27 protein-coding genes are annotated in these 24,704 nt (G+C 69.4%); 11 read left to right on the plus strand and 16 right to left on the minus strand.

All coding sequences use genetic code 11. From position 1 onward, the window contains the following. The first annotated feature begins 240 nt into the window (after nt 1-240). From A6I89_RS14570 to A6I89_RS14585, 4 genes are all read left to right on the plus strand, one after another. Nucleotides 241-801: a hypothetical protein gene (locus tag A6I89_RS14570; RefSeq protein WP_022597483.1), complete on the plus strand. Its 561-nt coding sequence runs from the start codon at nt 241-243 to the stop codon at nt 799-801. A 228-nt stretch (nt 802-1,029) separates the two neighbouring features. Further along, nucleotides 1,030-1,563 (plus strand): hypothetical protein, encoded by a 534-nt coding sequence (locus tag A6I89_RS14575; protein WP_005518163.1) that lies wholly within the window; start codon nt 1,030-1,032, stop codon nt 1,561-1,563. Between the two features lie 132 nt (nt 1,564-1,695). Then, a complete protein-coding gene (locus tag A6I89_RS14580; RefSeq protein WP_013416971.1) occupies nt 1,696-2,670 on the plus strand; it encodes a daunorubicin resistance protein DrrA family ABC transporter ATP-binding protein in 975 nt (324 codons plus the stop codon). Continuing rightward, the gene (locus A6I89_RS14585; protein WP_022597485.1) at nt 2,667-3,497 is read left to right on the plus strand and encodes an ABC transporter permease; all 831 of its coding nucleotides are present in this window, start codon (nt 2,667-2,669) and stop codon (nt 3,495-3,497) included. Before A6I89_RS14580 ends, A6I89_RS14585 begins: the two co-directional genes overlap by 4 nt. Nucleotides 3,498-3,501: 4 nt before the next feature. Here A6I89_RS14585 and A6I89_RS14590 read toward each other — a convergent pair whose 3' ends face one another. Next, entirely contained in the window at nt 3,502-6,801 is a 3,300-nt protein-coding gene (locus A6I89_RS14590) for an ATP-binding protein (RefSeq protein WP_232244774.1), read from the minus strand. Between the two features lie 78 nt (nt 6,802-6,879). On the opposite strand from A6I89_RS14590, the gene A6I89_RS14595 reads away from it, so the two are divergent. Further along, on the plus strand, nt 6,880-7,749 hold the full coding sequence (locus A6I89_RS14595; RefSeq protein WP_022597489.1) for a 1,4-dihydroxy-2-naphthoate polyprenyltransferase: 870 nt from the start codon (nt 6,880-6,882) through the stop codon (nt 7,747-7,749). A gap of 24 nt (nt 7,750-7,773) precedes the next feature. Here A6I89_RS14595 and A6I89_RS14600 read toward each other — a convergent pair whose 3' ends face one another. Then, nucleotides 7,774-8,154 carry a phage holin family protein gene (locus tag A6I89_RS14600; RefSeq protein WP_005518152.1) on the minus strand — a complete coding sequence of 127 codons (381 nt, stop codon included), beginning with the start codon at nt 8,152-8,154 and terminating at the stop codon, nt 7,774-7,776. A 52-nt stretch (nt 8,155-8,206) separates the two neighbouring features. Beyond that, on the minus strand, nt 8,207-8,560 hold the full coding sequence (locus A6I89_RS14605) for a hypothetical protein (RefSeq protein ID WP_005518151.1): 354 nt from the start codon (nt 8,558-8,560) through the stop codon (nt 8,207-8,209). Nucleotides 8,561-8,700: 140 nt separating this feature from the next. Here A6I89_RS14605 and A6I89_RS14610 point away from each other — a divergent pair, with 140 nt between their 5' ends. Continuing rightward, nucleotides 8,701-9,030: a hypothetical protein gene (locus A6I89_RS14610; protein ID WP_005518149.1), complete on the plus strand. Its 330-nt coding sequence runs from the start codon at nt 8,701-8,703 to the stop codon at nt 9,028-9,030. On the opposite strand, the gene A6I89_RS14615 is transcribed toward A6I89_RS14610, so the two are convergent. The 3 genes from A6I89_RS14615 to A6I89_RS14625 all read right to left on the minus strand — a co-directional run bounded on the left by A6I89_RS14615 (nt 9,009) and on the right by A6I89_RS14625 (nt 11,660). Continuing rightward, the gene (locus tag A6I89_RS14615; protein WP_022597493.1) at nt 9,009-9,761 is read right to left on the minus strand and encodes a lysophospholipid acyltransferase family protein; all 753 of its coding nucleotides are present in this window, start codon (nt 9,759-9,761) and stop codon (nt 9,009-9,011) included. The genes A6I89_RS14610 and A6I89_RS14615 overlap by 22 nt on opposite strands. 86 nt (nt 9,762-9,847) lie before the next feature. Then, complete coding sequence (locus A6I89_RS14620) at nt 9,848-10,765, minus strand: TIGR03619 family F420-dependent LLM class oxidoreductase (RefSeq protein WP_022597495.1); 918 nt, start codon at nt 10,763-10,765, stop codon at nt 9,848-9,850. Between the two features lie 43 nt (nt 10,766-10,808). Next, nucleotides 10,809-11,660, minus strand: coding sequence for an SDR family NAD(P)-dependent oxidoreductase (locus A6I89_RS14625; RefSeq protein WP_013416978.1), 852 nt, complete (start codon nt 11,658-11,660; stop codon nt 10,809-10,811). A 186-nt stretch (nt 11,661-11,846) separates the two neighbouring features. Here A6I89_RS14625 and A6I89_RS14630 point away from each other — a divergent pair, with 186 nt between their 5' ends. Together A6I89_RS14630 and A6I89_RS14635 are read left to right on the plus strand one after the other, a co-directional pair. Continuing rightward, nucleotides 11,847-12,146 carry a hypothetical protein gene (locus A6I89_RS14630; RefSeq protein ID WP_005518144.1) on the plus strand — a complete coding sequence of 100 codons (300 nt, stop codon included), beginning with the start codon at nt 11,847-11,849 and terminating at the stop codon, nt 12,144-12,146. A 2-nt stretch (nt 12,147-12,148) separates the two neighbouring features. Further along, a complete protein-coding gene (locus A6I89_RS14635) occupies nt 12,149-12,691 on the plus strand; it encodes a GNAT family N-acetyltransferase (RefSeq protein WP_005518143.1) in 543 nt (180 codons plus the stop codon). Here the strand turns inward: A6I89_RS14635 and cds1 are convergent. The 3 genes from cds1 to A6I89_RS14650 are packed head-to-tail and all read right to left on the minus strand — an operon-like array spanning nt 12,688 to nt 14,363. Then, entirely contained in the window at nt 12,688-13,782 is a 1,095-nt protein-coding gene (gene cds1, locus A6I89_RS14640) for an L-cysteine desulfhydrase Cds1 (RefSeq protein ID WP_005518142.1), read from the minus strand. The two genes, A6I89_RS14635 and cds1, sit on opposite strands and share 4 nt — an antisense overlap. Then, nucleotides 13,779-14,132 (minus strand): DUF4229 domain-containing protein, encoded by a 354-nt coding sequence (locus A6I89_RS14645; protein ID WP_022597497.1) that lies wholly within the window; start codon nt 14,130-14,132, stop codon nt 13,779-13,781. The genes cds1 and A6I89_RS14645 overlap by 4 nt, the downstream gene beginning before the upstream one ends. 33 nt (nt 14,133-14,165) lie before the next feature. Then, nucleotides 14,166-14,363 carry a hypothetical protein gene (locus A6I89_RS14650; protein WP_022597499.1) on the minus strand — a complete coding sequence of 66 codons (198 nt, stop codon included), beginning with the start codon at nt 14,361-14,363 and terminating at the stop codon, nt 14,166-14,168. A 404-nt stretch (nt 14,364-14,767) separates the two neighbouring features. On the opposite strand from A6I89_RS14650, the gene A6I89_RS14655 reads away from it, so the two are divergent. Further along, a complete protein-coding gene (locus tag A6I89_RS14655; RefSeq protein ID WP_005518137.1) occupies nt 14,768-14,980 on the plus strand; it encodes a BldC family transcriptional regulator in 213 nt (70 codons plus the stop codon). Between the two features lie 81 nt (nt 14,981-15,061). Beyond that, nucleotides 15,062-15,283 (plus strand): hypothetical protein, encoded by a 222-nt coding sequence (locus A6I89_RS14660; RefSeq protein ID WP_005518136.1) that lies wholly within the window; start codon nt 15,062-15,064, stop codon nt 15,281-15,283. A 109-nt stretch (nt 15,284-15,392) separates the two neighbouring features. On the opposite strand, the gene ccsB is transcribed toward A6I89_RS14660, so the two are convergent. Genes ccsB through hemL form a run of 6 tightly spaced genes read right to left on the minus strand, consistent with a single transcriptional unit; the run spans nt 15,393 to nt 21,579 of the window. Next, entirely contained in the window at nt 15,393-16,367 is a 975-nt protein-coding gene (gene ccsB / locus A6I89_RS14665) for a c-type cytochrome biogenesis protein CcsB (RefSeq protein WP_022597501.1), read from the minus strand. Between the two features lie 2 nt (nt 16,368-16,369). After that, complete coding sequence (locus A6I89_RS14670) at nt 16,370-18,061, minus strand: cytochrome c biogenesis protein ResB (protein WP_041674418.1); 1,692 nt, start codon at nt 18,059-18,061, stop codon at nt 16,370-16,372. A 14-nt stretch (nt 18,062-18,075) separates the two neighbouring features. Then, on the minus strand, nt 18,076-18,903 hold the full coding sequence (locus A6I89_RS14675) for a cytochrome c biogenesis CcdA family protein (protein ID WP_005518133.1): 828 nt from the start codon (nt 18,901-18,903) through the stop codon (nt 18,076-18,078). Next, a complete protein-coding gene (locus A6I89_RS14680) occupies nt 18,900-19,514 on the minus strand; it encodes a TlpA disulfide reductase family protein (RefSeq protein ID WP_005518132.1) in 615 nt (204 codons plus the stop codon). Before A6I89_RS14680 ends, A6I89_RS14675 begins: the two co-directional genes overlap by 4 nt. Beyond that, nucleotides 19,511-20,188, minus strand: a complete 678-nt coding sequence (locus A6I89_RS14685; RefSeq protein WP_005518131.1) for a histidine phosphatase family protein — start codon at nt 20,186-20,188, stop codon at nt 19,511-19,513. Before A6I89_RS14685 ends, A6I89_RS14680 begins: the two co-directional genes overlap by 4 nt. 56 nt (nt 20,189-20,244) lie before the next feature. Next, the gene (gene hemL / locus A6I89_RS14690; protein WP_044991343.1) at nt 20,245-21,579 is read right to left on the minus strand and encodes a glutamate-1-semialdehyde 2,1-aminomutase; all 1,335 of its coding nucleotides are present in this window, start codon (nt 21,577-21,579) and stop codon (nt 20,245-20,247) included. A gap of 148 nt (nt 21,580-21,727) precedes the next feature. On the opposite strand from hemL, the gene A6I89_RS14695 reads away from it, so the two are divergent. Continuing rightward, nucleotides 21,728-23,650, plus strand: coding sequence for an acyl-CoA dehydrogenase family protein (locus tag A6I89_RS14695; protein WP_022597503.1), 1,923 nt, complete (start codon nt 21,728-21,730; stop codon nt 23,648-23,650). On the opposite strand, the gene A6I89_RS14700 is transcribed toward A6I89_RS14695, so the two are convergent. Beyond that, on the minus strand, nt 23,644-24,450 hold the full coding sequence (locus A6I89_RS14700) for a putative protein N(5)-glutamine methyltransferase (RefSeq protein ID WP_022597504.1): 807 nt from the start codon (nt 24,448-24,450) through the stop codon (nt 23,644-23,646). The genes A6I89_RS14695 and A6I89_RS14700 overlap by 7 nt on opposite strands. Nucleotides 24,451-24,704 lie beyond the last annotated feature (254 nt).

Raw genomic sequence — 24,704 nt, forward strand, 5'->3', positions numbered from 1 at the left:
GAAATCGTTACGTTTGCGGGAAGAAGCTGGGGCACCGGCGGTTTCCGCAGATCAATTGTCGTTACCGACCGGTAAGAACTGTCCTTAGCTACGGCCGACCTCGAGAATCCCTTACCTCCCCACGAGCTATGTGTTGCAGAAAGCCCACGTAGGCCAGATGCTTTCGCAAGTGATCTTGGATGTCGGGGACAAGGCGCCGCGGTCACTCTTCGGACGGACGTTTCCAACAAGGGGTAGTGAATGAACCTTCGAGCACGAAACCTGCTCGGCCGCAGCGCTGTCGGTCTCGCCACCATGGCCGCCGCGGGTATCGCCGGACCGGCTCTGGCCGGTGCGACGCCCGTTGTCGAGGCGCCGATCGTGAACGCGACCGTGGCGGGCAGCACCATCTCGGTGGCCGTGCAGAACCCCAACACCGACTCCACGGTGACGTGCGGGGCAGTGGTCGTGGTCGCGACGAAGATCTCCGAACTCGAAGCCGATCCTGCCAAGCTCTTCGAGCCCGGTTTCGCGGCGTACCGCACGCCCACGGCCGAGCGGGTCGCGGCGGCGAGCACCAAGACCTTCACGACGCCGGATCTGACCAACGGCGCGTATGCGGTCTTCGGCGAGTGCGCCTCGAGCGCCGACCCCTCGGACGCGAAGGTCAGCAAGGCGCCGATCGTCTCCGTTCCGGACAATGCCATGTTCGGCAGCCTCCAGAACGGCGCGTTCCAGGACATCCTCGATTTCGTCACCACGGGCGCGTTCGACAGCCTGATCGACGCGATCTCCGCCGGATCCTCGCAGCCGGTTCGGTAGGGGATCACCCAGTCGTGCGCGGCGGTTCGGACACCAGTCGGGGATGTCCGAGCCGCCGCGCATTGTTTCATCTGCTGAACGGTACGTCCGTACCGGAGTGATGCGTTCGGTTTCGCTTGCCAAAATCGGGTTCACAGTCGATGCTGTGCCGCAGGCGATCTCGATCGATCGGTTCCAACGAACCCTTGATCGGGTGGCCGCTCCCCTACCACCCGAAAGGTCACGACCATGCGTACCAACGCCACCGCTGTCCTCACCCGTGCCGCCGCCGGCCTCGCCGTCGCCGCGGCAGCCGCTCTCGCCGCTCCCGCACTTGCGTCCGCCGAGCCCACGACGCTCGTACCGCCGACGCTGGAGACCGCGGTCGACGGCAACGTCGTGACCGTCACGCTCACCAACCCGAATCTCGACCCGCTCAGCGGTTGCACCGCAGTCGCGATCGACTCCGCCAAGGTACCGGCGCTGATGGACGACCCCACCAAGTTCCTCGAGCCCGGATTCGTGTCCTGGACCAGTGGTGTGGACGGCGCGACCGCCGGATCGACCAAGACGTACACGACGCCGGCTCTGAGCGACGGCATCTACGCGTTCATCGGCGGCTGCGTCTCGGCCGGCGATCCCACGCAGCCTGCGCTCGGCGACCCGTCGCTCGTGACGATCGGCAACCCGTTCGGCAGCCTCGGCGACTTCGATCTCGGCAACCTGACCGGCAGCCTCGGCGACCTGGACCTGGGCGGTCTGCTCGGTGGTCTGCTGAAGTAGCCCCCACTTCCCCGTGGAGCCGGGGCCCGGTGACGTACACCTGTCGTACGCCTGGGCCCCGGCTTCCTCCGTGTGAGGGGCGTGCAAGCACGGTGCAAGAACGCTGCAAGCGGGTGTCGGCACTGTGAGGTCATGAACCTCGACACCTCACCCCCGGCCATCGAGGCCGTCGGGCTCGTCAAGACCTTCGGGCAGCAGCGCGCGGTCGACGGCGTCAGCCTCACCGTGCCGACCGGCGCGGTGTACGGCGTGCTCGGCCCCAACGGCGCCGGCAAGACCACCACGGTCCGCATGCTCGCGACCCTCCTGCGTCCCGACGGCGGCGAAGCCCGCATCTTCGGCCGCGACGTCGTCCGCGAATCGACGGCAGTGCGCTCGCTCGTCGGCGTCACCGGGCAGTACGCCTCGGTCGACGAAGACCTCACCGCCACAGAGAATCTCGTCATCTTCTCCCGACTGCTCGGCCTGAGCCGGCGCGACGCCAAGCGCAAGTCGACCGAACTGCTCGAGGAGTTCGGCCTGACGGAGGCGGCGTCCAAACCACTGAAGAACTTCTCCGGCGGCATGCGCCGTCGTCTGGACCTCGCGGCCAGCCTCATCGCTCGTCCCCCACTGTTGTTCCTCGACGAGCCCACCACCGGTCTCGATCCCCGGACCCGCGCCCAGATGTGGGACACGATCCGACGGCTCGTCGCCGAAGGATCGACGGTCCTGCTCACGACCCAGTACCTGGACGAGGCCGATCAGTTGGCCGATCGGATCGCGGTGATCGACCGAGGCAAGGTCATCGCCGACGGCACCGCGGACGAGTTGAAGGCGTCCGTGGGAACCTCGGCGCTGCAACTGACGCTCGCGGACCGCGACCGCATCGACGAGGCCCGCGCCCTCATCTCCACGGTGCTGGGCCTCGAGGCGACCGTGACTCCCGAGTCGGGCCGCATCACGGCGCCGCTCGCGGACCCGTCGATCACCGGGGACCTGCTCGTCCGGCTGCGTGACCGTTCGATCGCCGTCGACGAGATCACCGTCTCCAAGCCCAGCCTCGACGAGGTCTTCCTCACCATCACCGGTCACGAGACCGCCGAGTCCGAAGGGAGCGCCGCATGACGACCACCCTGACCTCGCCTGCGCGGCAGGCGAACACCCGCACGATCGAGGCCACCGATCGCATCGGGCTACGCGAGGCGATCGCGCACAGCCTCACGCTCGCCCACCGTGGTCTGCTGAAGGTCAAGCACAACCCCGAGCAGCTGTTCGACGTGGTGATCCAGCCGATCATCTTCACGTTCATGTTCACGTACATCTTCGGCGGCGCCATCTCCGGTGACGTGGAGTCGTACCTGCCGATCATCATCCCGGGCATCCTGGTGCAGACCGTCATCACGGCGTCGATCGTGACCGGCACCCAGTTGCGCGAGGACATGGACAAGGGCGTGTTCGATCGCTTCAAGTCGCTGCCGATCGCCCGGATCGCGCCACTGTCGGGGGCGCTGATCGCCGATGTCGTCCGGTACCTCATCGCGACGACCATCACGGTCGTCGTCGGCATCGCGATGGGCTACCGCCCGGGCGGCGGGTTCGTCGGGGTCGTGTGCGCCGCGCTGCTGGTGATGGTGTGCGCGTTCGCGATCAGCTGGATCTTCGCACTGATGGGCGTGCTGATGAGCAAGGCCGCCTCGGTGCAGGGCACGTCGATGATGATCCTGTTCCCGCTCACCTTCATGTCCAACGCCTTCGTGCCCGCGGACACGATGCCGGGCTGGATGCAGGCGTTCGTGAACGTCAACCCCGTATCGCACCTGGTCACGGCCGTCCGTGAACTCGCGAACAGCGGACACTTCGGAATCCACGCGGTGTACGCGCTTCTCGGCGCCGCCGTGATCGTCGCGATCATGGCACCGCTGACCGTGCGGATCTACATGCGCAAGGCCTGAGCGGTCACGAACCCGAGTCCAGGAGATCGAGGATCTCCCGGCGCGCGGCGGCGCGGGACGTCCCCTGTGCGGACTCCAGCGCCGCCGCGACGACGTCGCCGCCGAGGACGGTGCGTGCCGCGCCGAGGTGGCGGTCGAGGCGCATCGACGGATAGTCCTGCCGTGCATGCACTCTCGTCGCCAGCGCGAGCAGCCGCAGTCCGCGTTCGGGGGCACTGCCGGTGGCGATGTGGAAGCTGCCGACGGCGCAGGCCACCGCCCCGGTCTGCGGAAGGTCCGGGTATCCCCGAGAACCGAGGCGCGCCGTCGCGACCGCTTCGAGCCGCAGCGCCAGATCGGTGATGCGCTCGGCCCGCCCCGCGAGTACGTGCGCGTCCACGACGCCGGAGACCACCATCAGCTCGAACGGGTCGGCGGGCAGTTCGCCGTCGAGGTCACCGGCGTACCCGGCCGCCCGGCGATACTCGGCCAGCCCCGAATCGACGGCGCCCGAGGCGAGATCGGCCTCTGCTGTGCTCGCCGACAACGCGGCCTGGTTGTGCACGTCGTGGTCGCTGCTCGGGGCGCCGCTCGACGCACCGGCGTGTGCGGGGGCGAGCGACGCGAGTTCGGCTCGCGCGTCGGCGATCCGGCCCGCACCGATCAGGGCCGCGACCAGGAATCCCCGCACCTGCAGGCTCTCGTCGTACAGGTGCATCTCCCAGAGGATCTCGGCCGAGCGCCGGTAGTACCCGACCGCGTCGCCGTAGCTCGCGGACTGCGCGTACAGGCTGCCCAGGTGCTGGCACACCATCGCCAGACCCCAACTGTCGCTGCGTTCCTCCGCGAGGACGAGCGCCAGTCGGGCGTCGGACTCCGACCCGAAGAGGTCCCCGTTGTTCTCCCGGAGGTTTGCCCGCGCCACCAGCGCGGAACTGCGCGCCCCCGGATCGGGTGAGCGCACCGCTCGCGCGAGCATCCGCGCCAGTCCGCGGCCAGAGGCGGGGACCAGCAGCAGAGTGACGTACATGCGCGACTGCTCGCTGATGTCGGTCCGGGTGGCGAGCAGTCGGCGCAGCCGGGTCCGGGCGATCGCGACCGCCCGCAGCCTGCCACCCATCGCCATGTGGGAGGCGGCCAGCACGTAGGCCGACGCCAGGAGGTCACCCGGCACGTCCTCGGGTCCGAAACCGGAAGTGTCGAGTTCGAGAAGGCGCGGCACCCACGTGAACACCTCGGAGTGCGCGCCCCGCATCGACCACATGCCGCCGATCACCGGAAAGACCGTGAAGACCGCGCGAGCGAGTTGCTCCGCGTATGCGTAGCGCAGCACCGCGAGCAGGTTGTCGTGCTCGGCTTCGACTCGGTGCGCGGCGGCCACCTGCCGGCCGCCCATGAAGTTGCCGAACGCTTCTCGGGAGAACCGCTCCGCCCATGCCACCGTCCGGGCCGACACCTCCGCGGATTCGCCGGCGTCCGACTGCTCCTCGCCGAACTCCCGCACCGTCTCGAGCATGTGGTAGCGCAGACCACCCACCTCGGGGTTCTCGCTGACCGACAGCATCGACTGGTTCACCAGCCCCTCGAGCGCGTCGGCGACGTCCACGATCTCACCCCACTGCGCGACCGTCCGCGCGGCGTCGGCCGTGAAACCACCGGGGAATCGGCACAGTCGACGCAGCGCGGCCCGTTCCGGGACCGTGAGCAGATTCCAGCTCCACTCGATCACCGCGTGCAGTGTGCGGTGCCGCTCGGGCGACGTGCGGTCCCCCGAACGCAGCAGCGCGAATCTGTCGACGAGACGGGCATTGATCTCCTCGACGCTCATCGTGCGGACGCGGGCGGCGGCGAGTTCGATCGCCAACGGCAGGCCGTCGAGCGTGCGGCACAGCCGCTCCACCTCGGTGCGGTCCAGGCGCACCGAGGGCCGCACCGCGAGGGCCCGCGCCCGGAACAGCTCGATCGCCGGCGACCCGTCGTCGCCGATCGCCAACGGCGGCAACGGATACACCGACTCCGCGGTGATCGCCATGGGCGCCCGGCTGGTGGCGAGGACCGTCAGGTGCGGACTCGCGGAGATCAGGTCCGACACCACGTCCGCGACATCGTCGATGAGGTGCTCGCAGTTGTCGACGATCAACAGCATGGGCCTGGCGGCCAGTGCGTCGCGCAGCCGTTGGCGGGCGTCGTGGATGCGAGTGCGGGTGAGGGCGCCGGGGGTCAGATCGTTCTCGCTCAGCCCGAGCGTGCTGCTGATGGCCGCGATCAGGTCCTCGCCGCTGCGCAACGGCGCGAGCTCGACCAGAGCCACCGGCATCCGCGCCGACACCTCGTTGCCGAGCGCGTGCGCCACCCGTGTCTTCCCGGTGCCGCCGGGGCCGAGAACGGTCACCACCCGCGACGACGTCACGAGCAGTTCGAGGGCGGCCAGGTCGCTCGAGCGTCCCAGCAGCGGGTTGGGCGCGGCCCGGAGCCCGATCGTGGAGGGCAGCAGCCGAGTCGTGGGTTCGGCGTTGCCGTCCCGGGTGCCTCCGACCTCCGCCGGCAGTGCCCGCTCCCCGCCGCGCAGAATCGTCGCGTTGAGATCGATCAGACGGGCCGACGGGTCCACGCCGAGCCGGTCCGCGAGACGGCCGCGCAGTCCCGCGAACACCTCGAGCGCCTCGTTGGGCCGGCCCGACCCGTGCAGGCACTCCATGAGCAGCGCGTGCGCCCCCTCGTCCAGGGGAGACGACCCGGCCGCGGCCCGCGCGATCGGCAACGCGTCCTCGTACCGTCCGGCGGCTACCAGCGCCGCGAGTTCCACTGCGTCGAGCGCACTCCGGTGCGCCGCCGCCTCCGTCGCCAGGTCGTCGGCGAGTTCGCCGGCGGGCAGGTCGGCGCCGGGCTCGCCCCGCCACAACACGCGCGCCTCGTGCACCGCCGCGAGCGCGCCGTGCTGGTCCCCGTCCGCGTGCTGCCGATTCGCCCGGCGTGCCAGCAACCGGGCGCGGGCCAGGTCGACCTGCTCCGGCGCGAGCGCCAGTCGGTACCCGGCGGGGCCGGCCTCGACGGCGCCGTCGGGCAGCGCCGAGCGCAATCGGGAGATCTGCGTGTGCAGGGCGTTGGCCGGCGACTTCGGCGGGGTGTCACCCCACACGTCCTCCACGAGCGCGGCCGCGCTGCGACTGTGGCCCGGACGTCGGGCGAGCGCCACCAGCAGGCTGCGGGCCCGCGGGCCGGGCAGCGGCACCAGGACACCGTCTCGGCGTGTGGCGACGTCACCCAGCAGGGCCACCTCCACCGGCGGCCGAGTGGGTGCCGGAGTCTCGGAGTCCCTCGTCACTGATTGCACCGGCGTCCAGCCTATGGGAGCGGCCGACCGCGCGGCCACCCGATTCGGCGGGGGTGAAAGGATCGCCACATGGCTTCTGTCTCCCAGTGGATCGAGGGCGCCCGGCCGCGCACCCTCCCGAACGCGATCGCTCCCGTGTTCGCCGGTACCGGAGCGGCGGCGTCCCTCGACGGCGCGGTGTGGTGGAAGGCGCTGCTCGCGCTGGTGGTCTCGCTCGCGTTGATCGTCGGCGTGAACTTCGCCAACGACTACTCGGACGGCATCCGCGGCACGGACGACGAGCGGGTCGGTCCTCTGCGCCTCGTAGGTTCGGGACTGGCGTCACCGGCATCCGTGAAGGGTGCCGCGATGGGGTGTTTCGCGGTGGCCGCGGTCGCCGGTATCGCGCTCGCCCTCGTGTCGGCGTGGTGGCTGATCCTCGTCGGCTCGGTGTGCATCCTCGGCGCCTGGTACTACACGGGCGGCAAGAAGCCGTACGGCTACAGCGGTTTCGGCGAGATCGCGGTGTTCGTGTTCTTCGGACTGGTCGCGGTACTCGGCACTCAGTTCGTGCAGGTCGGCCGGGTCGATTGGGTGGGATTGCTCGCCGCGATCGCGATCGGCTCGTATTCGAGCGCGGTGCTGGTCGCGAACAACCTCCGCGATATCCCCACCGACACCGAATCCGGGAAGATCACGCTCGCAGTCAAACTCGGCGACGCCCGGACCCGGGCCCTGCACCTGGTGCTGCTCGTCGTGCCGTTCGTGGTGACCCTCGCGCTGGTGGCGCGGACGCCGTGGGCCCTCGTCGGGCTCCTCGCGCTTCCGTTGGCGGTCAAGGCCAATGCCCCCGTGCGCAGCGGTGGCCGCGGCCCCGCACTGATCCCCGCCCTGGCCGTCACAGGACAGTCGATGCTGGTGTGGGCCGCGGCCACCGGTCTCGCGCTGGGCCTCGGCTGAGGGACCACCTACCCGATCGTCACGTCACTTCTTGTCCGGGACCAGGGCACTGAGCACGAAGTTCACCACCGAGATGATGAGCGCGCCCCACACCGCGGTCCAGAAGCCGTCCACGCTCAGTCCCCACTCGGTCTGCGAACTGATCCACGACGTCAGCAGCAGCATCAGGGCGTTGATCACGAGCGTGAACAGGCCCAGTGTGAGGATGAGCAGCGGCAACGACAGCAGCTGGACGATCGGCTTCACGAAGGCGTTCACGACGGTGAACACCAGCGCGATCCCGAGGACGATCAGGATGTCCGTGCCGGTGCCCTCGCCGGAATCGGCAACGGTGATGCCGCTCACCCACTGCGACGCGAGCCAGATGGCGACCGCGTTGATCACCAGGCGTATCAGGAATGTCATTCGTTCATGCTGGCATGGATCGGGTGCGTCCGAGTAGCGGCGGGGGAAGACGTCACGGTCGACGAACCAGGCTGGCGTTCAGGCGCAGACGCTCGTGCAGCAGATGCTCGATCGCCTCGATCTCGTCGGTGGAGCAGTCCAGCAGGATCTTCACCTCGACGTCCCGTTTGGTGAGGTCGGCGGTCAGGACGATGCCGACGATCCCGGCGCCGGACGCCGTGCCCCGAAAGACGTCGACGCCCTCGTTGTCACCCCCGCTGGTGCCCTCGAGATAGCCGTAGTCGACCGGATAGATCACCTCGGGAAATCGCGGATGCGCACTGCCACAGGGCCGGTCGATGCGCAGCGACGCCCCGCCGACGAGTCGGTCCAGTGCCGCGAAGAAGGCCTGCATCGTCTGCTCCATCCCACCAGCCTGCCACGGCCACCGCGGGGCGGCGCCCGAACGCGTCGACCTCCCCGGGGCCCGAGCCGTCATCGAAACGTGACCAATGCCGGGAACGGAATATCGGGAAGATCCCGCGCAATCCCGACTAGCATCCCCTCATGACCGCGCGCCGCGCCCATTGGCTGACGGCCGTCTGTGCGGGAGTGTTGCTGCTGGTGGTCGGCGTGGTGGCCGGCCGATCGGCGATCGGCGACGACGCCTCCGTGCGAGCAGGCCGCGAGTACGGCTCCAACCAGGCCGTCATGTACAACCAGATCAACCACGGCGACCCGAGCGACCACGAACTGGTCCAGTGGTGCAGCGAGGGTGCCGAACTGTCTGCGACAACGCAGATCTGGTACCGCGGCGGCGTCATCCAGGTCGGCGAACTCGACCGGAAACGCTTCGCGGACGGCTGCTTCGAGAGCTACCGCGACGGCGTCCGCTGACCGCTCGCGCCCGCTGCGACCGCCCCGTCCACCGCAGCCTGCATCTCCGCCGCGACCGTGCGCGTGATGTTCATCGGCGTGGTCGGTAGCTCGGCGACCGGGCACGCGACGAAGACGTCGGCCGGCCGGTCCGGGTGGTAGCGGATCCCCAGGGCGAGGAGCGCGGGCTCGGACCCGAGTTTGCGGGCCTTCACCGCGATGTGCCCGACGCCGCTGTTGATCTGGCGGATGCGCGCCGGATCACCGTCGTTGCACGTGCCCTCGGGGAAGATGGCGAGAACGTCTCCGCGGTGCAGGCGTTCGGCGGAGACGTCCATCATCGCGCGGCCCGCGTCGGCCACTGCCCGCAGTCCGTGATCCTTGCCCCGGAACACCGGTATCGAACCCATCATGTCGATCGCGCGCCGCATCCTCGGGCCGGCGAAGAGTTCGTCCTTCGCGAGCACCCGGGTCCGTCCGATCACCGACCGCAACGGCGTCCGCCACGCCGTGGCCGCGAGCGTGTACTGATCGCGATCGGTGAGGTGGTTGGCGACCACGATCAGCCGGCGCCCACTGGAGAGCAGCTCCTGCAACTGCGCCCGGGCGCCGTCGGCATAGCCGATCCGCGGCCGGAATCGCGCACTCAGCGCGGCGTACGCGGCACGAGCGAGGAATCGGTTCTGCTGGTGGTCCAGATAGAAGCGGTAGACGTCCTCGTAGTTCTCGAGCGTCACTTCCGGCCGGACCATGGCACACCTCTCGTTCGGATGCCCCCGCCCGATCACCCACGGTACACAACCTACGGAACCGTAGGTTGTGTACCGTGGCCACACGATCAGTACAGGCGCGCCCGGAAGGCCGTGACCAGCGCGGGCAGAGCAGCCTCGGCTGCATCCGGGTCCGGGTCGATCCCGGCGACCGCCATCATCAGGTCCGTCGCGCCGCTCGCGACGAGCGCCTCGGCGCCGTCCATCGTGCGATCGAAGTCGATCGAACCGTCGGGCGAGCGCTCCACGACGAGGCGGCCGCGGACCTGGAGCGACCGCGGGTCGCGTCCGGCGTCCTCGAAGCTGCGGCGGAGCAGCGCTGTGCCCGCCGCGAGATCCTCGTTCGTGGCGCCCATGATCGGGATCCAGCCGTCGCCCCACGTCGTCACCCGGCGCACGACGGGCTTCGACAGCGAACCCGACACCCAGATCGGAATGCTCCGGCCCGCCGGTGGACGGGGCGAACAGTAGGCGTCGTCGAACGACAGGCTGGGCGTCGACACTGCCGCCGGGGCGCCGGACCACAGCGCTCGACAGGTCGCGAGGGCGTCGTCGAGCAGCGGACCGCGCTTCGCGAAGTCCAGGCCGGCGACCTCGTATTCCTTTTCCTGCCAACCTGTCCCGACACCCAGATCGAAACGACCACCCGAGACGAGGTCGAGCGTCGCGGCCGTCTTCGCGAGCACCGCCCCACCGCGTAGGGCCGCGATCACGATGCCGGTGCCCAGACGCACCCGCTCGGTCCTACCGGCCAGCAGCGCCAGCATGGTCAGCGGCTCGAGCCAGACGGCATCGGGCTCGGTGGGAAATGCCGACCACGTGTAACCCGAAGTGTCCGAGCCCATCACCACGTGATCAGTGACCATGACGCGATCGATGCCGGCGCGATCCGCGGCCACGCAGAACTGCACGAACCGGCCGTAGTCATCCTGCGCGAGGAGTGGGCCGAAGTTGGGGACGTTGATGCTCAGCGTGGGCTTGTCCACGGACACGAGCCACCTTTCAGCGAAGTGGGACAGTGGTTTTCGTTCACGGATTGCGGGGCCGGTTGGTCCAGCCGCCCTCGGGCTTCGGGAACCACCCGCCCGCCGCGAACGTGCCGCCGTCGACGTGGACCGTGGTGCCCGTCGTGTAGCGGCCCAGATCCGACGCCAGGAACAGCGCGGAACCGGCGACGTCGTCCGGCTGCCCGGGTCCACCGAGCGGAGCCCACGTCGGCCACTTGGTCCACTCCTCCTCCGACAGCCACTCGCTGTACGGCACCTGGACCGACTCGATGAGGTCGGGGGCGATCGCGTTCACCCGCACCCCGAGGTGCCCCACCTCGACCGCGAGGCTGCGACTGAACTGCGTCACGGCCGCCTTGTACGCCGCGTACACCGAGTGCCCGGGAATCGCCCGATGCGCCTCCACGGTGGTGAGATTGATGATCGCGCCGCCGCGACCGCGCTCGGCCATCCCCGGCAGGACCGCATGCGTGAGCCGCAGGACGTGATCGAGGTTGATACCGCCGATCTCGGCCCAGAACGCGGGTTCGGTCTCCGCGAACGGGCGGGGCGGGCGCAGGAAGTGGCCCGCATTGTTCACCAGGACGTCCGGAGCGAACTCGACGATCCGCGCGGGCACCGCGGCGTCGAGGACGTCGTACGCGAGGACCTCGATCGCGCCGCCGGCCGCCGGATCGAACTCGAGTCCCCGAGCCGCGTCGGCATCGATGTCGGCGACGAGGACCTGCGCTCCGTGCGCCGCGAACGACCGGGCGATCGCGGCGCCGATGCCGTGTGCACCGCCGGTGACGATCGCCCGCTTGCCCGCGAGCAGCGGGCCGGGGCTGAACGCCGGCCGGGACGACGGTGCTTGCTGGGTGTCTTCTGACGACACGGTTCCTCCTCGATTCGCGGGCGGGCGCTCGGCCCGATGGCCATGATCGACGGCGGATTGCGCTGTGCGTAGGCGCTTTCCCGGCCATCGAGAAACAGCCCGCGCGGGTTCTGCCGACAGCGCGGAGGGCGCACTGTCGTAGCCTCGAATCGAACGACCCTCACACCGGAACGGGAGTACCTCACGATGCTGAACAAGACCGCCACCTCCGCCCTCGCCGCAGCCGGACTCGTCGGCGGCTACACCGTCGCACGGCAGACCGGCAACCGTCAGCTCGGCGGCGTGGTTCTCGCGGCGGTCGGCGGTGTCTGCACCTACAGCTGGGCCAAGAGCTCCGGACCGGGTCGGGCCGCAGCCCTGCTCGGCACCTACGTCGGCGCCTTCGGCGGCTCGCACCCTCTGGCCAAGAAGATCGGCGCGTGGCCGTCCGTCGGCGTCGTCGCGGCCGGCACCGCGATCGCGTCGCAGGTCGTCTCCAAGGGCTGAGAGTGATCCGCCTCGCCGAGCCCGCCGACCTGGCGTATCTCCCCGGGATCGACGTCGCCGCCGGCGCCGTCTTTCGCGACGTGGGCATGGCGGCTGTCGCCGACGACGACCCGCCTCCGCTCACGTGGTTCGAGACGCACGTCGCTGCGGGCCGCGTGTGGGTGTGGGGCAAGCGCAAGCAGCCCCCGGTCGCCTTCTGCCTCGTCGAGGTGGTGGACGGCACCGCCCACATCGCACAGATCTCGGTCCACCCCGATCATGCGCGACGCGGGATCGGCGCCGCCCTGATCGCGCACCTCGACCAGTGGGCACGTGATCGCGGGCTGCCCGAGGTGACGCTGACGACCTTCCGGGACGTGCCCTGGAACGCGCCGTACTACGCGCGACTGGGATTCGAGGTCGTCGCCGACGAGGACCTCGGGCCGGGACTGCGGGCCGTGCGCGAACTCGAGGTCGAACGCGGCCTCGACCGCTGGCCGCGGGTCGTCATGACCCGCCACGTACCCATCGAGGCACCCGCCGGAACGGACCCCGCGGAGGGCTAGGCCGTCCAGCGGCCGGTCGCGGTGAACTCGGCGAGCACCGCGGCCGGCCCGGCCAGGTCTATGCCCTCCGACGCGACCCAGTCGTCGTCGAAGTAGGTTCCGGCGTACCGCTCTCCGCCGTCGCACAACAGCGTGACCACGCTGCCGCTGCGCCCCCGCTCGAGCATCTCGGCGACCAGACCGAACGCGCCCCACAGATTGGTGCCGGTCGAGCCGCCCACCTTCCGTCCCAGCACGTCGCTCGCGTGACGCATCGCGGCGATGGAACCGGCGTCGGGCACCTTCACCATCCGGTCGATCACCTGGCCGATGAACGACGGTTCGACACGGGGGCGGCCGATGCCCTCGATCCGAGAGCCCCGCTCGAAGGTCGGGGCGGTACCGCAGTCGCCGCTACGCCAGGCGTCGAAGAACACCGAGTTCTCCGGATCCACCACGCACAGCCCGGTGTCGAGCTTGCGGTACCTCAGGAAGCGTCCGATGGTCGCGCCCGTTCCACCGGTGCCCGCACCGACCACGATCCACTCCGGGATCGGGTGGTCCTCCTGCTGCAGTTGGGTGAAGATGCTCTCGGCGATGTTGTTGTTCCCGCGCCAGTCGGTCGCACGTTCGGCGTGAGTGAACTGGTCCATGTAGTGGCCGCCGGTCTCGACGGCCAGGCGCTGGGATTCGGCATAGATGCTCGACGGGTCGTCGACGAAGTGGCAGCGTCCGCCCTGCGCCTCGATCAGTGCGATCTTGGCGGGGCTGGTACTCGCGGGCATGACGGCCACGAAATCCAGTCCCAGCAGCTTCGCGAAGTACGCCTCGCTCACCGCCGTCGATCCGGACGACGCCTCGATCACCGTCGTGTTCTCACCGACCCAGCCGTTGCAGATCGAGTACAGGAACAGCGACCGCGCGAGGCGGTGCTTGAGGCTGCCGGTGATGTGGGTGGACTCGTCCTTGAGATAGAGCTGGACGTTCCACTCCGGCGGCAGTGGGTAGCGGAGCAGATGCGTGTCGGCGCTGCGCTGTGCGTCGGCCTCGATCAGACGAACGGCGTTGTCGACCCAGGCCCGCGAGCCCCGACGGTCGAGAACGGCCGTCACCGCCGATCCTCACCCCGGAGCTTGGCGTGCAGGTCGGCCTTGTCGGCTCGGCGCTGCGCGTCGACTGCGGCGATGTCCAGGTTGACCCTCTTGCGAAGCTTCGCGAACAGCACGAGCGACAGCGGCAGCGCGATGAGGACCGCGAACAGCGCAGCCACGATCAGCGGTACGTCGACCCCGATCGCCTTGCCGCCGAACAGGATCACGACCGCGAGCACCACCACGAGGCCGAGCCTCGCCACCGAGTAGAGGGCGACGTCACGGACCAGCGTTCCGGTCGTCACGGCACCGGCGGGTCCGGTGCTGTCGCTGCGGGCCTGATCAGGACGGTTCTGCGCTGCTTCACTCACACGACCAGGGTACCGACCCGACCGGCGCCGTCGTCAGAAGACCAGTGGCAGGACTCCCGGCCCCAGATTGTTGAAGGTCGAGCCCCAGTCCACGACTCCGAACGTCGCCATGAGGTTGCCCCAGTTTCCCGTCACCACGGCGTTGCCGATGGTCGCGCCCTGCTGGAAGGCCCAGTAGACGCTGTCGATGACGTTCGTCCCGAGGAGCGGACCGAGGTTCTCCGCGAGCATGCACATCCCCCTCCCGGCCCGCGTGGAGAACGGGCCGCTACCGACGGTTCCGTGAGACGCGATCCCCGACACCCGCGTCCCGCACTGCCACCCCTGAATGTCGACCTCGTCGCGCTCCGGTGCCTCATCCGGATGTCCGATCGGACCCTTTGGCGTCGAGGCAGACAGGGGCCACCATAGGGGCCGGCGGTGGGGTTCGTACCGGATTGCCGATTCCGGAGACCAGCTTGATACCCATGAGCCCGGGTAGTCCGATTTGTCTATTACCTCCGCTTTACCAACTTTAGATCGTTCGAGTACCTGGGGGGTTGAGTGCCACTATGTCGAAGCCGGTCGACAAACGAACCGGTCCCGAATCTCCCCCCGGCCGACCGTCCTGGTGGGCCCCGAACCTTGGAGGATCGATGAGCGCACCCACCTATAACGGCGCCAAGGAAGCCCTGCTGACCCCGGGCCAGGTCGCCGCACTGTTCCATGTCGACCCCAAGACCGTCACCCGTTGGGCGCACGCAGGCCGGCTCGGATCGCTGCGTACCCCCGGAGGCCACCGGAGGTTCCGGGAGGCCGAGGTGATGGCACTCCTCTCGTCCCTGACCACCGAGGCGCACCACAGCTAGTGCCGGGGTCCGGAACTTCGGACACCAGGTGGATGCCGGGAACACCCGGACACGGCTACCCTCGTAACCAGGAGGTGCACCGTGATCTACCTACTGGCGCTCATCGGTCTGGTGACGCTTGCGGTCCTGTTCTGGAAGGCGTTCGGCCCCACACCCACCACCGCGGCACGCGGGGGCGGCAGGGGCGGTAGGGCTGTCGGTCCCGACGACGACCCCGAGTTCCTGTGGCGCGTGGACCGCGAGAACCACCGCCGCCACTCGGACCGGCCCGGTAGCGATACCCCCACCGATCCCGACGCCTAGGCCACGCGAGAACGCAACAAAAGGAATCGGCCGCTGTCTCACAGCGGCCGATTCCTTTTCGCTTTTTCCACCCCTCGCTTGCCGGGGTCCCGCACCCGAGCGGGGTAGATCAGGTGAGACCCGCGTAGGAGTGCAGACCCGAGACCACCATGTTGATGATGAACAGGTTGAAGAGCATCGCGACGAAGCCGGCGACGTTGATCCAGGCCGCCTTGGTGTCGCGCCAGCCCGACGTGGCGCGGGCGTGCAGGTACGCCGCGTAGATGACCCACGCGATGAACGAGACCGTCTCCTTGGGGTCCCAGCCCCAGAAGCGTCCCCAGGCCGCCTCGGCCCAGATCGCGCCCAGGATGATGCCGGCACCGAACAACGGGAACGCGACGATCGTCGACTTGTAGGCGAGTCGGTCGAGAGTCTCGGCGTTGGGCAGACGCTGCGCGATCTTGCCGAACGGCCCGTCGCCCTCCTCGCCCGCCGGGAACTTCATGCGGTACAGGAACAGGATGCTCGCGACGCCGGAGACCAGGAAGATGCCGCTGCTGACGCTGATGATCGTGACGTGGATCGGCAGCCAGAACGAGCGCAGGGCGGGTACGACGGGTGCCGCGTCGGCGTACAGAACGGTCGCCGCGAGGAACATCAGGATCAGGACCGGCACCAGCATGAAGACCCAGAGATCGGCCGTCTTGCGCAGTGCGACGAGACCGGCGACGATCGCCGCCGCACACGCCATCGTCACGAACTCGTACATGTTGCCGAGCGGGAACCGCTCGGTGGCGAACCCGCGCAGCACGATCGACGCGATGTGCAGCACCGCGCCGACGACCAGCAGGGCGTAGCCCATGCCGCCGAGCTTCTCGGACCACGTCTTGCCGGGCTTCTCGACCACGCGGCCGGGCACGAGATCCGCCGTGGCGACGGAACCACCGGTGGCGCCCGCCGCGACGAGCTCACGGTCCTGGACCGCGCGGGCGCGCATCGAGGCGTACCGGGCGATGAGCAGCACCGTCGCGAGCGCGTAGATCGCGAAAGCCGACTCGAACGACCAGTCGCTGTAGCGAGCGAGTGTCTCGTTGATCGTCATATTCATCTCCTGCGCGTCGCGCGCTCGTCGTCCAGCAGTCGGGTGCACAGTCGATCGAACTCGTCGCCCCAGCCGGCCTGATCGGTCCGGGCGAGTCCACCGAGCTCTACTACGGTACGTCGTTCACCCTCGGCCAATGTAGCCGACACGGTGTCGGCATCCTTGCCGGGGCCGGTCGCGGGATAGATCCGGACCCACACACGACGTCTCTTGATCACCAGGGAGACCAGCAGGCCCGCCATCATCACGATCGACGACACCAGCACCCACTGCTGCGCGGGGTCGTGCGAGACCTGCAGATTCACGAAGTCGACGGCACCGTCGAACCGCACCTGCGTGCCGTCCGCGAGGGTCTTCGACTCGCCCGGGAACAGGTTCACGCGCTCCTGCTTGACCAGCCGACCCTGGTTGATGAGCTCCTTGTTCAGCGAGAACAGACTCTGCGGGTTGCCGGTGTCGAGACCGGTGTCGCCCTTGTAGATGTCGATCGCGACGGCCGGATCGTTCATCGCCGGATAGCCCGACGACAGCAGATTCCCGTGGAACACCGCGGTCGGGGCGAACAGACCCTCGATGGCGATCTGGTTCTTGCGGCGTTCGTCCTCGTCGGCGTACATGCCGCCGGGCGGGTCGAAGCGCATGGCACCGCTGGACAGGAACGTCGTCGCGTCGTCCGGACGCCACTGCAGCGTCTCGGTCCGGGTCTCACCGTTCGGGAACGTCACGGTGAACGTCGGCGCGTAGCCGTGGCCCTGCAGGTAGACGCGGTCGCCGGCGACCCGCAGCGGGTGGTTGACCTTGAGCTGCGCGTCCCGCCAGGTGTTCGACTCGAGGTCGTCGCCCGACTGGTAGGAGATGTTCGACGTGAACATCTCGGCCTGGCCGTTGTCGAGGTAGTCCGCGGTGAAGTCCTTCACTCGCACACACAGCGGGGTCATTCCGGTGCCGTCGCGCTCGTTACCGGCGCGGAAGGAATCGAAGACCGCGGGTGAGGTCGTGCAGAGGCCGGCTCCGTCGTTGGCGATGACGATCACGTTGCCCTCGTAGCTGTTGAGCTTGCCGACGGCCAGCGAGACCAGCAGCGCCACGAGCGAGAGGTGGAAGACCAGGTTGCCCGCCTCGCGCAGGAAGCCCTTCTCCGCGGAGAGGGTGATCTCCTCGGGGTGCTTGGCGCGGGCGCCGCCGACGCGCTGGACGACGCGCCATCCGCGCAGTTGCCCCCGCACCCGCTCGGCAACCGCTTCCGGATCCTCGTCGACGGTCTCGCTGCGGTGGTGCGGCAGCCGGCCGAGGTTGCGCGGCGCCGCCACCGGCTGCGTGCGCAGCGCCTTGGCGTACTCGACGCATCGCGGCAGGATGCAGCCGACCAGCGAGATGAACAGCAGCACGTAGATCGCGGTGAACCAGTAGCTGCCGAACACGTCGAACAGCTCCAGCTTGTCCATGATCGGACCGAGGGTGGGCCGGGCCGCGATGTAGTCGTTGACCTTCCCCTCGTTGAGGCTGCGCTGCGGCAGCAGCGCGCCCGGGATGGCCGCGAGCGCCAGCAGGAACAGCAGCACCAGCGCGGTCCGCATCGACGTCAGCCCGCGCCACGTGTTGCGGGCGAGAGCGGCGGCGCGGCCACCGGCCGACTGCCGCGGCGGGCGAGGCGGATTCGTCGGGGCGTCGGCGGGTGTGCCGCCGTCGCTCACTGTGTCTCGAACCGTCATATCGGCAGGGTCACCTCCGAGATAAATGCGTCACGGACCCAGCCGACGAACTGGTCCCACGCTCCGGTGACCAGCGCGATGCCGACAGCCACCAACATGATTCCGCCGATGATCTGGATGGTCCGGGTGTTTCGACGCAGCCAGCCGACGCCGCGCAGCGCGCGCGCCGAACCGAGCGCGACGATCACGAACGGCAGTCCCAGACCGAGGCAGTACGCCACGATCAGCGCGACACCCCGGGCCGCGGTCGCGCCCTCGGTGCCGGACGCGACCGAGATGACGCCCGCGAGCGTCGGGCCCAGGCACGGCGTCCAGCCGAGGGCGAACACACCGCCGAGCAGCGGGGCGCCCGCCAGGCTCGAGATGCGGCGCGGCTCCATCCGCGTGTCCTTCTGCAGCGCGGGGACCAGGCCGATGAACACCAGGCCCATCACGATCGTCACGACACCGCCGACCCGCTGCAGCACGTCGCGGTTGAGGGCGAGCGCCTCGATCGCGCCGAACACCGACACCGTGGCCAGCACGAACACGACCGTGAAGCCCGCGACGAACAGTCCCGCCGCTCCGGCCACCCGCAAGCGTCCGTCGCGCAGCGTCCTGGTGCGGGTGGCGGCTTCCGCTTCCGACACGGCGGGAGCGTCGGCGCCGACGACACCGGCCAGGTACGACAGGTAGCCGGGCACGAGCGGGACGACGCACGGTGATGCGAACGACACGAGGCCCGCGAGCACGCACGCGCCCAACGCGAGCAGGAGCGGTCCACTCGCCGCCGCCGACTGGAAGCTGTCGCCGACACCTGCGAGGAGGACGGTATCGGCGGTCATCCCTGGTCCTGCGGTTCCTGTGCGATCCGCTCCACGACCGGTTGGAGATCCTCGACCAGCAACTCCTTGAGGAACACCGCGGCCACCCGGTGCTCGCGGTCGAGCACGATCGTGGTGGGGATGACGCTGGTCGGGTAGTTCTTGCCGAGGGTGAGGAGCGTCCTCATCTCGGGGTCGTAGATGGACGGGTAGCCCACCTTGTTGTTGACGACGAAGTCCTGCGCCTTGTCCTTGGTGTGGTCCCGCACGTTGATCCCGAGGAACTGGACGCCCATGTCCTTGGTGTTCTCGTAGACCTTCTCGAGATCGTCGGCCTCACCACGGCACGGTCCGCACCACTGGCCCCACACGTTGAGCACGACGACCTGGCCCTCGTAGTCGGTGAGCGACGTGGTCTTGCCGTCCGTCATCAGGTCCTCGCCGGACACCTTGCCGACGGCGCCGCGCTCGGACGGCGGATCGTAGAACAGTTCGGTCTTGCCGCCGGGCGAGACGAAGACGAACGTGCCGCCCTGCGCGACGGCGTCGTCACCGGTCGCGCAGCCCGCGACGGTGGCCGCGACAACCAGCGAGCACGCCGCGGCCGCCAGTCGGAGGGACGGGAACTTCATGCTCCGGTCACCCTCGGGTCCGACGATCCGGCCGGCTCGGAGTAGACGATGTCGACGAGGGTGTCGCCCTCGTAGACCAGGGACGTCAGGGATGCGAGACCGCACTGACGGTTGCGGGGGTCGTGCCAGAGGCGCTCGCCCTGCAGGAAACGCCGCAGCGTCCACACCGGCAGCTGGTGGCTCACGCACACGGCCTCGTGGCCGACCGCGGCGACACGCGCGGTGTTGACCGCGGCGAGCATGCGGTGCGCGATCTGCAGGTAGGGCTCGCCCCACGACGGCGTGAACGGGTCGCGCAGCTTCCACCAGTGCCGCGGGCGGCGCAGCGCACCGTCGCCGACGGCCACCTTGAGGCCCTCGAAGTCGTTGGCGGCCTCGATGAGGTTGGCGTCCGTCGCGATCTGCAGGCCGTGCTTCTCCGCGATCGGCGCAGCGGTCTCCTGTGCGCGCTGCAGCGGCGACGCGACGACGTGGGTGATGTCGTGGTCCGCGAGCGCCGACGCGACGGCACGGGCCTGCGACTCGCCGTTCTCCGACAGCCGGAAGTTCGGGAGGCGTCCGTAGAGGATGCCGCTCGGGTTGTGGACCTCGCCGTGCCGAAGCACGTGAACGATGGTCCGGGTCTCGGAGTTGTCGGAGGTGTCGGCAGCGCTCGCGTTGTCGGCGTCGGTCACGGTGGTGGTCCCTGCGTTTCGGTCGGTCGGCCGGTGTCCGGTCGATCCGGGTCTGGTCAGTTCTGGGCTGCGGCGGCGGCCTTCGCCGCGTGCGGTGCGGCGTCGGCGATCTTCGAGAAGGCGTCGTCGTCGAGGGCCGACGAGACGAACCATGCCTCGAACGCGCTCGGCGGCGCGTAGATGCCGCGCGCGAGCAGAGCATGGAAGAAGTCCGGGAAGCGCCACGTGTCCGCGGCCTTGGCCTCGGCGTAGTTGGTGACGGGGTTCTCGGTGAAGAACACGCTGACCAGCGTCCCGGCGTACTGCACCCGGTGCGGGACGCCCTCGGCGGTGAGCGCGGCACCGAGCAGCGTGCCCAGGGTCTGCGCGTTGCGCTCGAGCGCGGCGTAGACGGCGTCGTCGGCGGCGCGCAGGTTCGCCAGGCCCGCGGCGACGGCGACGGGGTTACCGGAGAGCGTGCCGGCCTGGTAGACGGGGCCGGCCGGGGCGAGCTTGGCCATGACGTCGGCGCGACCGCCGAACGCGGCGGCCGGGAGGCCACCGCTCATCACCTTGCCGAACGTGTAGAGGTCACCGGCGACGCCGTCGCGGCCGTACCAACCGGAACGGCTGACGCGGAACCCGGTCATGACCTCGTCCATGATCAGCAGCGCACCGTGCTCGGAGGTGAGTGCGCGCAGGCCCTCGTTGAAGCCGGGCAGCGGCGCGACCGCGCCCATGTTGCCGGCGGCGGCCTCGGTGATGACGCACGCGATCTCGCCGGGATTCGCGGCGAACGCGGCGCGCACCGCCTCGAGGTCGTTGTAGGGCACGACGATGGTGTCCTCGGCCTGCGCGCCGGTCACACCGGGCGACGTGGGCAGCCCGAACGTGGCCAGGCCCGAACCGGCGTCGGCGAGCAGGGCGTCGACGTGGCCGTGGTAGCAGCCGGAGAACTTGACGATCTTGGACCGGCCGGTGAAGCCGCGGGCCAGCCGCACGGCGCTCATGGTGGCCTCGGTGCCCGAGTTGACCAGGCGGACCTGCTCGACGGGCGCGACGCGGGAGACGATCTCCTCCGCGAGCGCGATCTCGCCCTCGGTGGGGGCACCGAACGACAGACCGGTGGTCGCGGCCTTCTGCACGGCCTCGACGACGGCCGGATGCGCGTGTCCCAGGATCATCGGACCCCACGAGCACACCAGGTCGACGTAGTCGTTGCCGTCGACATCGGTGAGGGTGTAACCGGACGCCTTCTCGATGAACCGGGGTGCGCCGCCGACCGAACCGAACGCCCGAACGGGGGAGTTCACGCCGCCCGGGATCACCCTGGACGCCCGGTCGAAGAGTTGGGCGGAACGGGCGTCACGAAGATCGGGTCCGAGGCCGGACCCGCTGGAGGCAGCAGTCACGGTTTCCAGTGTCCCAGTTCTGTCGAATTTGCCAACGACAGGGTGTAGGAGGTGGCCGGAATCACATCGGCTCGATGTGTCCGTTCACGCAGGTCGGGTGCCGGGCAGTTCCCGGGCAGGACCCGCCGGACCGCACTACCGTCGGGTCATGGCGACCACTGCGGATCATCTGCGAAGCACCCTCGACGGCCGATGGGCGGAGGTGCGCGAGAAGGCCCGGATCGACCTGTCGACGGACGAGTTCCGGCCGCACTACACCCCCGACATCGCGCAGGCTCGGGCGAAGACACTCGAACAGATGCGGGTCCTCGCGACCGGCGGCTTCGTCGACCGAGGCTTCGGCGTCGAGATCGGTAGCGGCGCGGACCCGGGCGCGGCGGTGACCGCCATCGAGATGCTCGCGATGTCGGATCTGTCGCTCATGGTGAAAGCCGGCGTGCAGTGGGGTCTGTTCGGCGGCGCGATCGAGAACCTCGGCACCGAGGACCATCACGCCGAGTTCCTGCGCCCGATGATCGACCTCGAGTTACTGGGCTGCTTCGCGATGACCGAGACCGGGCACGGCAGCGACGTGCAGAGCCTCGAGACCACCGCCACGTACGACGCCGCCACCGACGAGTTCGTGGTCCACTCCCCCACCCCGTCGTCGCGCAAGGACTACATCGGCGGCGCGGCCGAGCACGCCCGCGTGGCGGCGGTGTTCGCGCAGTTGGTGGTCGGGGACGAGTCGCACGGCGTGCACTGCCTGCTGGTGCCGATCCGCGACGCCGACGGCAACGACCTGCCCGGGGTGACGACGTCGGACTGCGGCCTCAAGGGCGGTCTGCCCGGAGTCGACAACGGGCGCATCATGTTCGACCACGTCCGGGTGCCGCGGACCAACCTGCTGAACCGGTACGGGTCCGTGGACGCCGACGGCGTGTACTCGTCGCCGATCGAGAACGAGAACCGCCGCTTCTTCACGATGCTCGGCACGCTCGTGCGCGGGCGGATCACGGTGGGGGGATCGGCGGCCGCAGCGGCGCGGGTCGCCCTCACGATCGCCACCCGGTACGCGTTGCAGCGCAAGCAGTTCAGCGCGCCGAGTGGGGACGACGCGACGCCGGATTCCGAGGTGCCGATCATGGACTACCTGGTCCACCAGCAACGCCTGCTCCCGCACATCGCCCGCGCCTACGCACTCGGGTTCGCGCAGAACGAACTCGTCGCGAAGATGCACGACATCCAGACCGCCGACGAGGTCGACTCCGCCGAGCAGCGCGAACTCGAGTCGCGGGCCGCGGGGCTCAAGGCCGCGAACACGTGGCACGCCACGCGGGCGATCCAGGAGTGCCGGGAGGCGTGCGGCGGTGCCGGTTATCTCGCCGAGAACCGCCTCACGGCCCTCAAGGCCGACACGGACGTGTTCACCACCTTCGAGGGCGACAACACGGTGCTCACCCAGCTGGTCGCGAAGGAGCTGCTCACCAAGTACGCCGACGAGGTGCGCGGGATGAGCCCCGTCGAGTGGATGGCGTTCGCCGCCAGCGCTTTCGGTGACGCGGTCCGCTCTCGCACGGCAGCGCAGCAGATCATCCAGACGATTCTCGACACCCGCCAGGACAACGAGGAGGACGGCAGCCTCTTCAACCGCGGCACCCAGTTGACGATGTTCGAGGACCGCGAGGAGTATCTGCTCGCGACCGCCGCGCGGCGCCTGCAGGCGGCCCGCAAGCGTGAGGACGACCCCTTCGACGCCTTCAACTTCGTGCAGGACCATGTGCTGCACGCGGCCCGCGCCCACATCGACCGGGTGGTGCTCGAGGCGTTCATCGCGGGCATCGACGAGTGCGAGGACGAGGCCGCGCGCGACCTGCTGAGCGAACTGTGCGACCTGTTCGCGCTCACCGTGATCGACGACGACAAGGCGTGGTTCATGGAGCATCGCCTGCTCTCCGTCGAACGCGCCAAGGCGGTCCGCCGCGGCATCAACGAACGCTGCCGGACGCTGCGCCCGCACGCGGCCACCCTCGTCGACGGCCTCGGTGTGCCCGACGCCCTCGCGGGCGCCGCCATGCTCGACGGTCAGTAGTCGGCCGGCCGGATTCCCACGACCACGGTGGCGTCCAGCTCGTCTGAATGGACGATCTGCGCGAGAAGTACTGCGCGCGTGAATATCCCGACCGAGCTGGACGCCTGGTGGATGCTGGTCTCCACCAGCAGACGCCCGCCGGGGCTCAGCCAGCGCGGCGCCGCTTCCGCGACGGCCCGCTGAACGTCGAGGCCGTCGGGGCCGCCGTCCAGCGCCGCACGCGGTTCGTGATCGCGCGCCTCCGGCGGCATCAGCGCGATCGCATCGCTGGGCACGTACGGGACGTTGGCGACCACGACGTCGACGCGCCCCCGCAGTTCCTCGGGCAGTGCGTCGAACAGGTCTCCCTCGTGCACGTGCCCGCCGACCGGTTCCACGTTGCGGCGCGCGCACCTGACGGCGACGGGATCGAGGTCGGCGGAATGGAGTTCGACACCGGGTGAATCGGCAGCGATCGCGACTCCCAGCGCGCCGGACCCGCAGCACAGGTCGACGACGACGTCACCCTGATCCACCAGTGCCGCAGCCTCTTGCACCAGAAGTTCGGTCCGTCGACGCGGCACGAACACGCCCTGTTCGATGTCGATTCGCCGGCCGCAGAACTCGACCCAACCGAGGACGTGCTCGAGGGGCACACCGGCGGAGCGACGTTCGACCATCCGAGCCAGGTCTCCGGCGCGCGCCGCTTCCGCGACCAGAAGGCGCGCCTCGTCTTCGGCGAACACGCATCCGGCCGCGCGCAGCGTCGCAACGACCGTCGCCGGCGCGAGATGCGGAAGGTCGGGTTCAGGAGTTCGCACGAAACGCCTTTCGAGATACCGAAGAGGCTCGTCCGGCGAGACTACCGCGGCTCGCGGCGCTTCTCCCTACGATTCGGCCCAGCCCGGCCCGCCTCGACCCACCCCTCCCGTCCCGCGTTTTGCGCACTTATCGCGGGTTCCCGGGCGCAGGTTCCCGCGTTTCGCGCACTTGTCGCGGGATTCCGGGCGCAGGTCCCGCGTTTTGCGCACTTATCGCGGGCTTCCGGGCGGGGTGAGCTACCGGGCCTGCTGCC

The organism is Prescottella equi, assembly GCF_002094305.1.
Classification (GTDB): domain Bacteria; phylum Actinomycetota; class Actinomycetes; order Mycobacteriales; family Mycobacteriaceae; genus Prescottella; species Prescottella equi.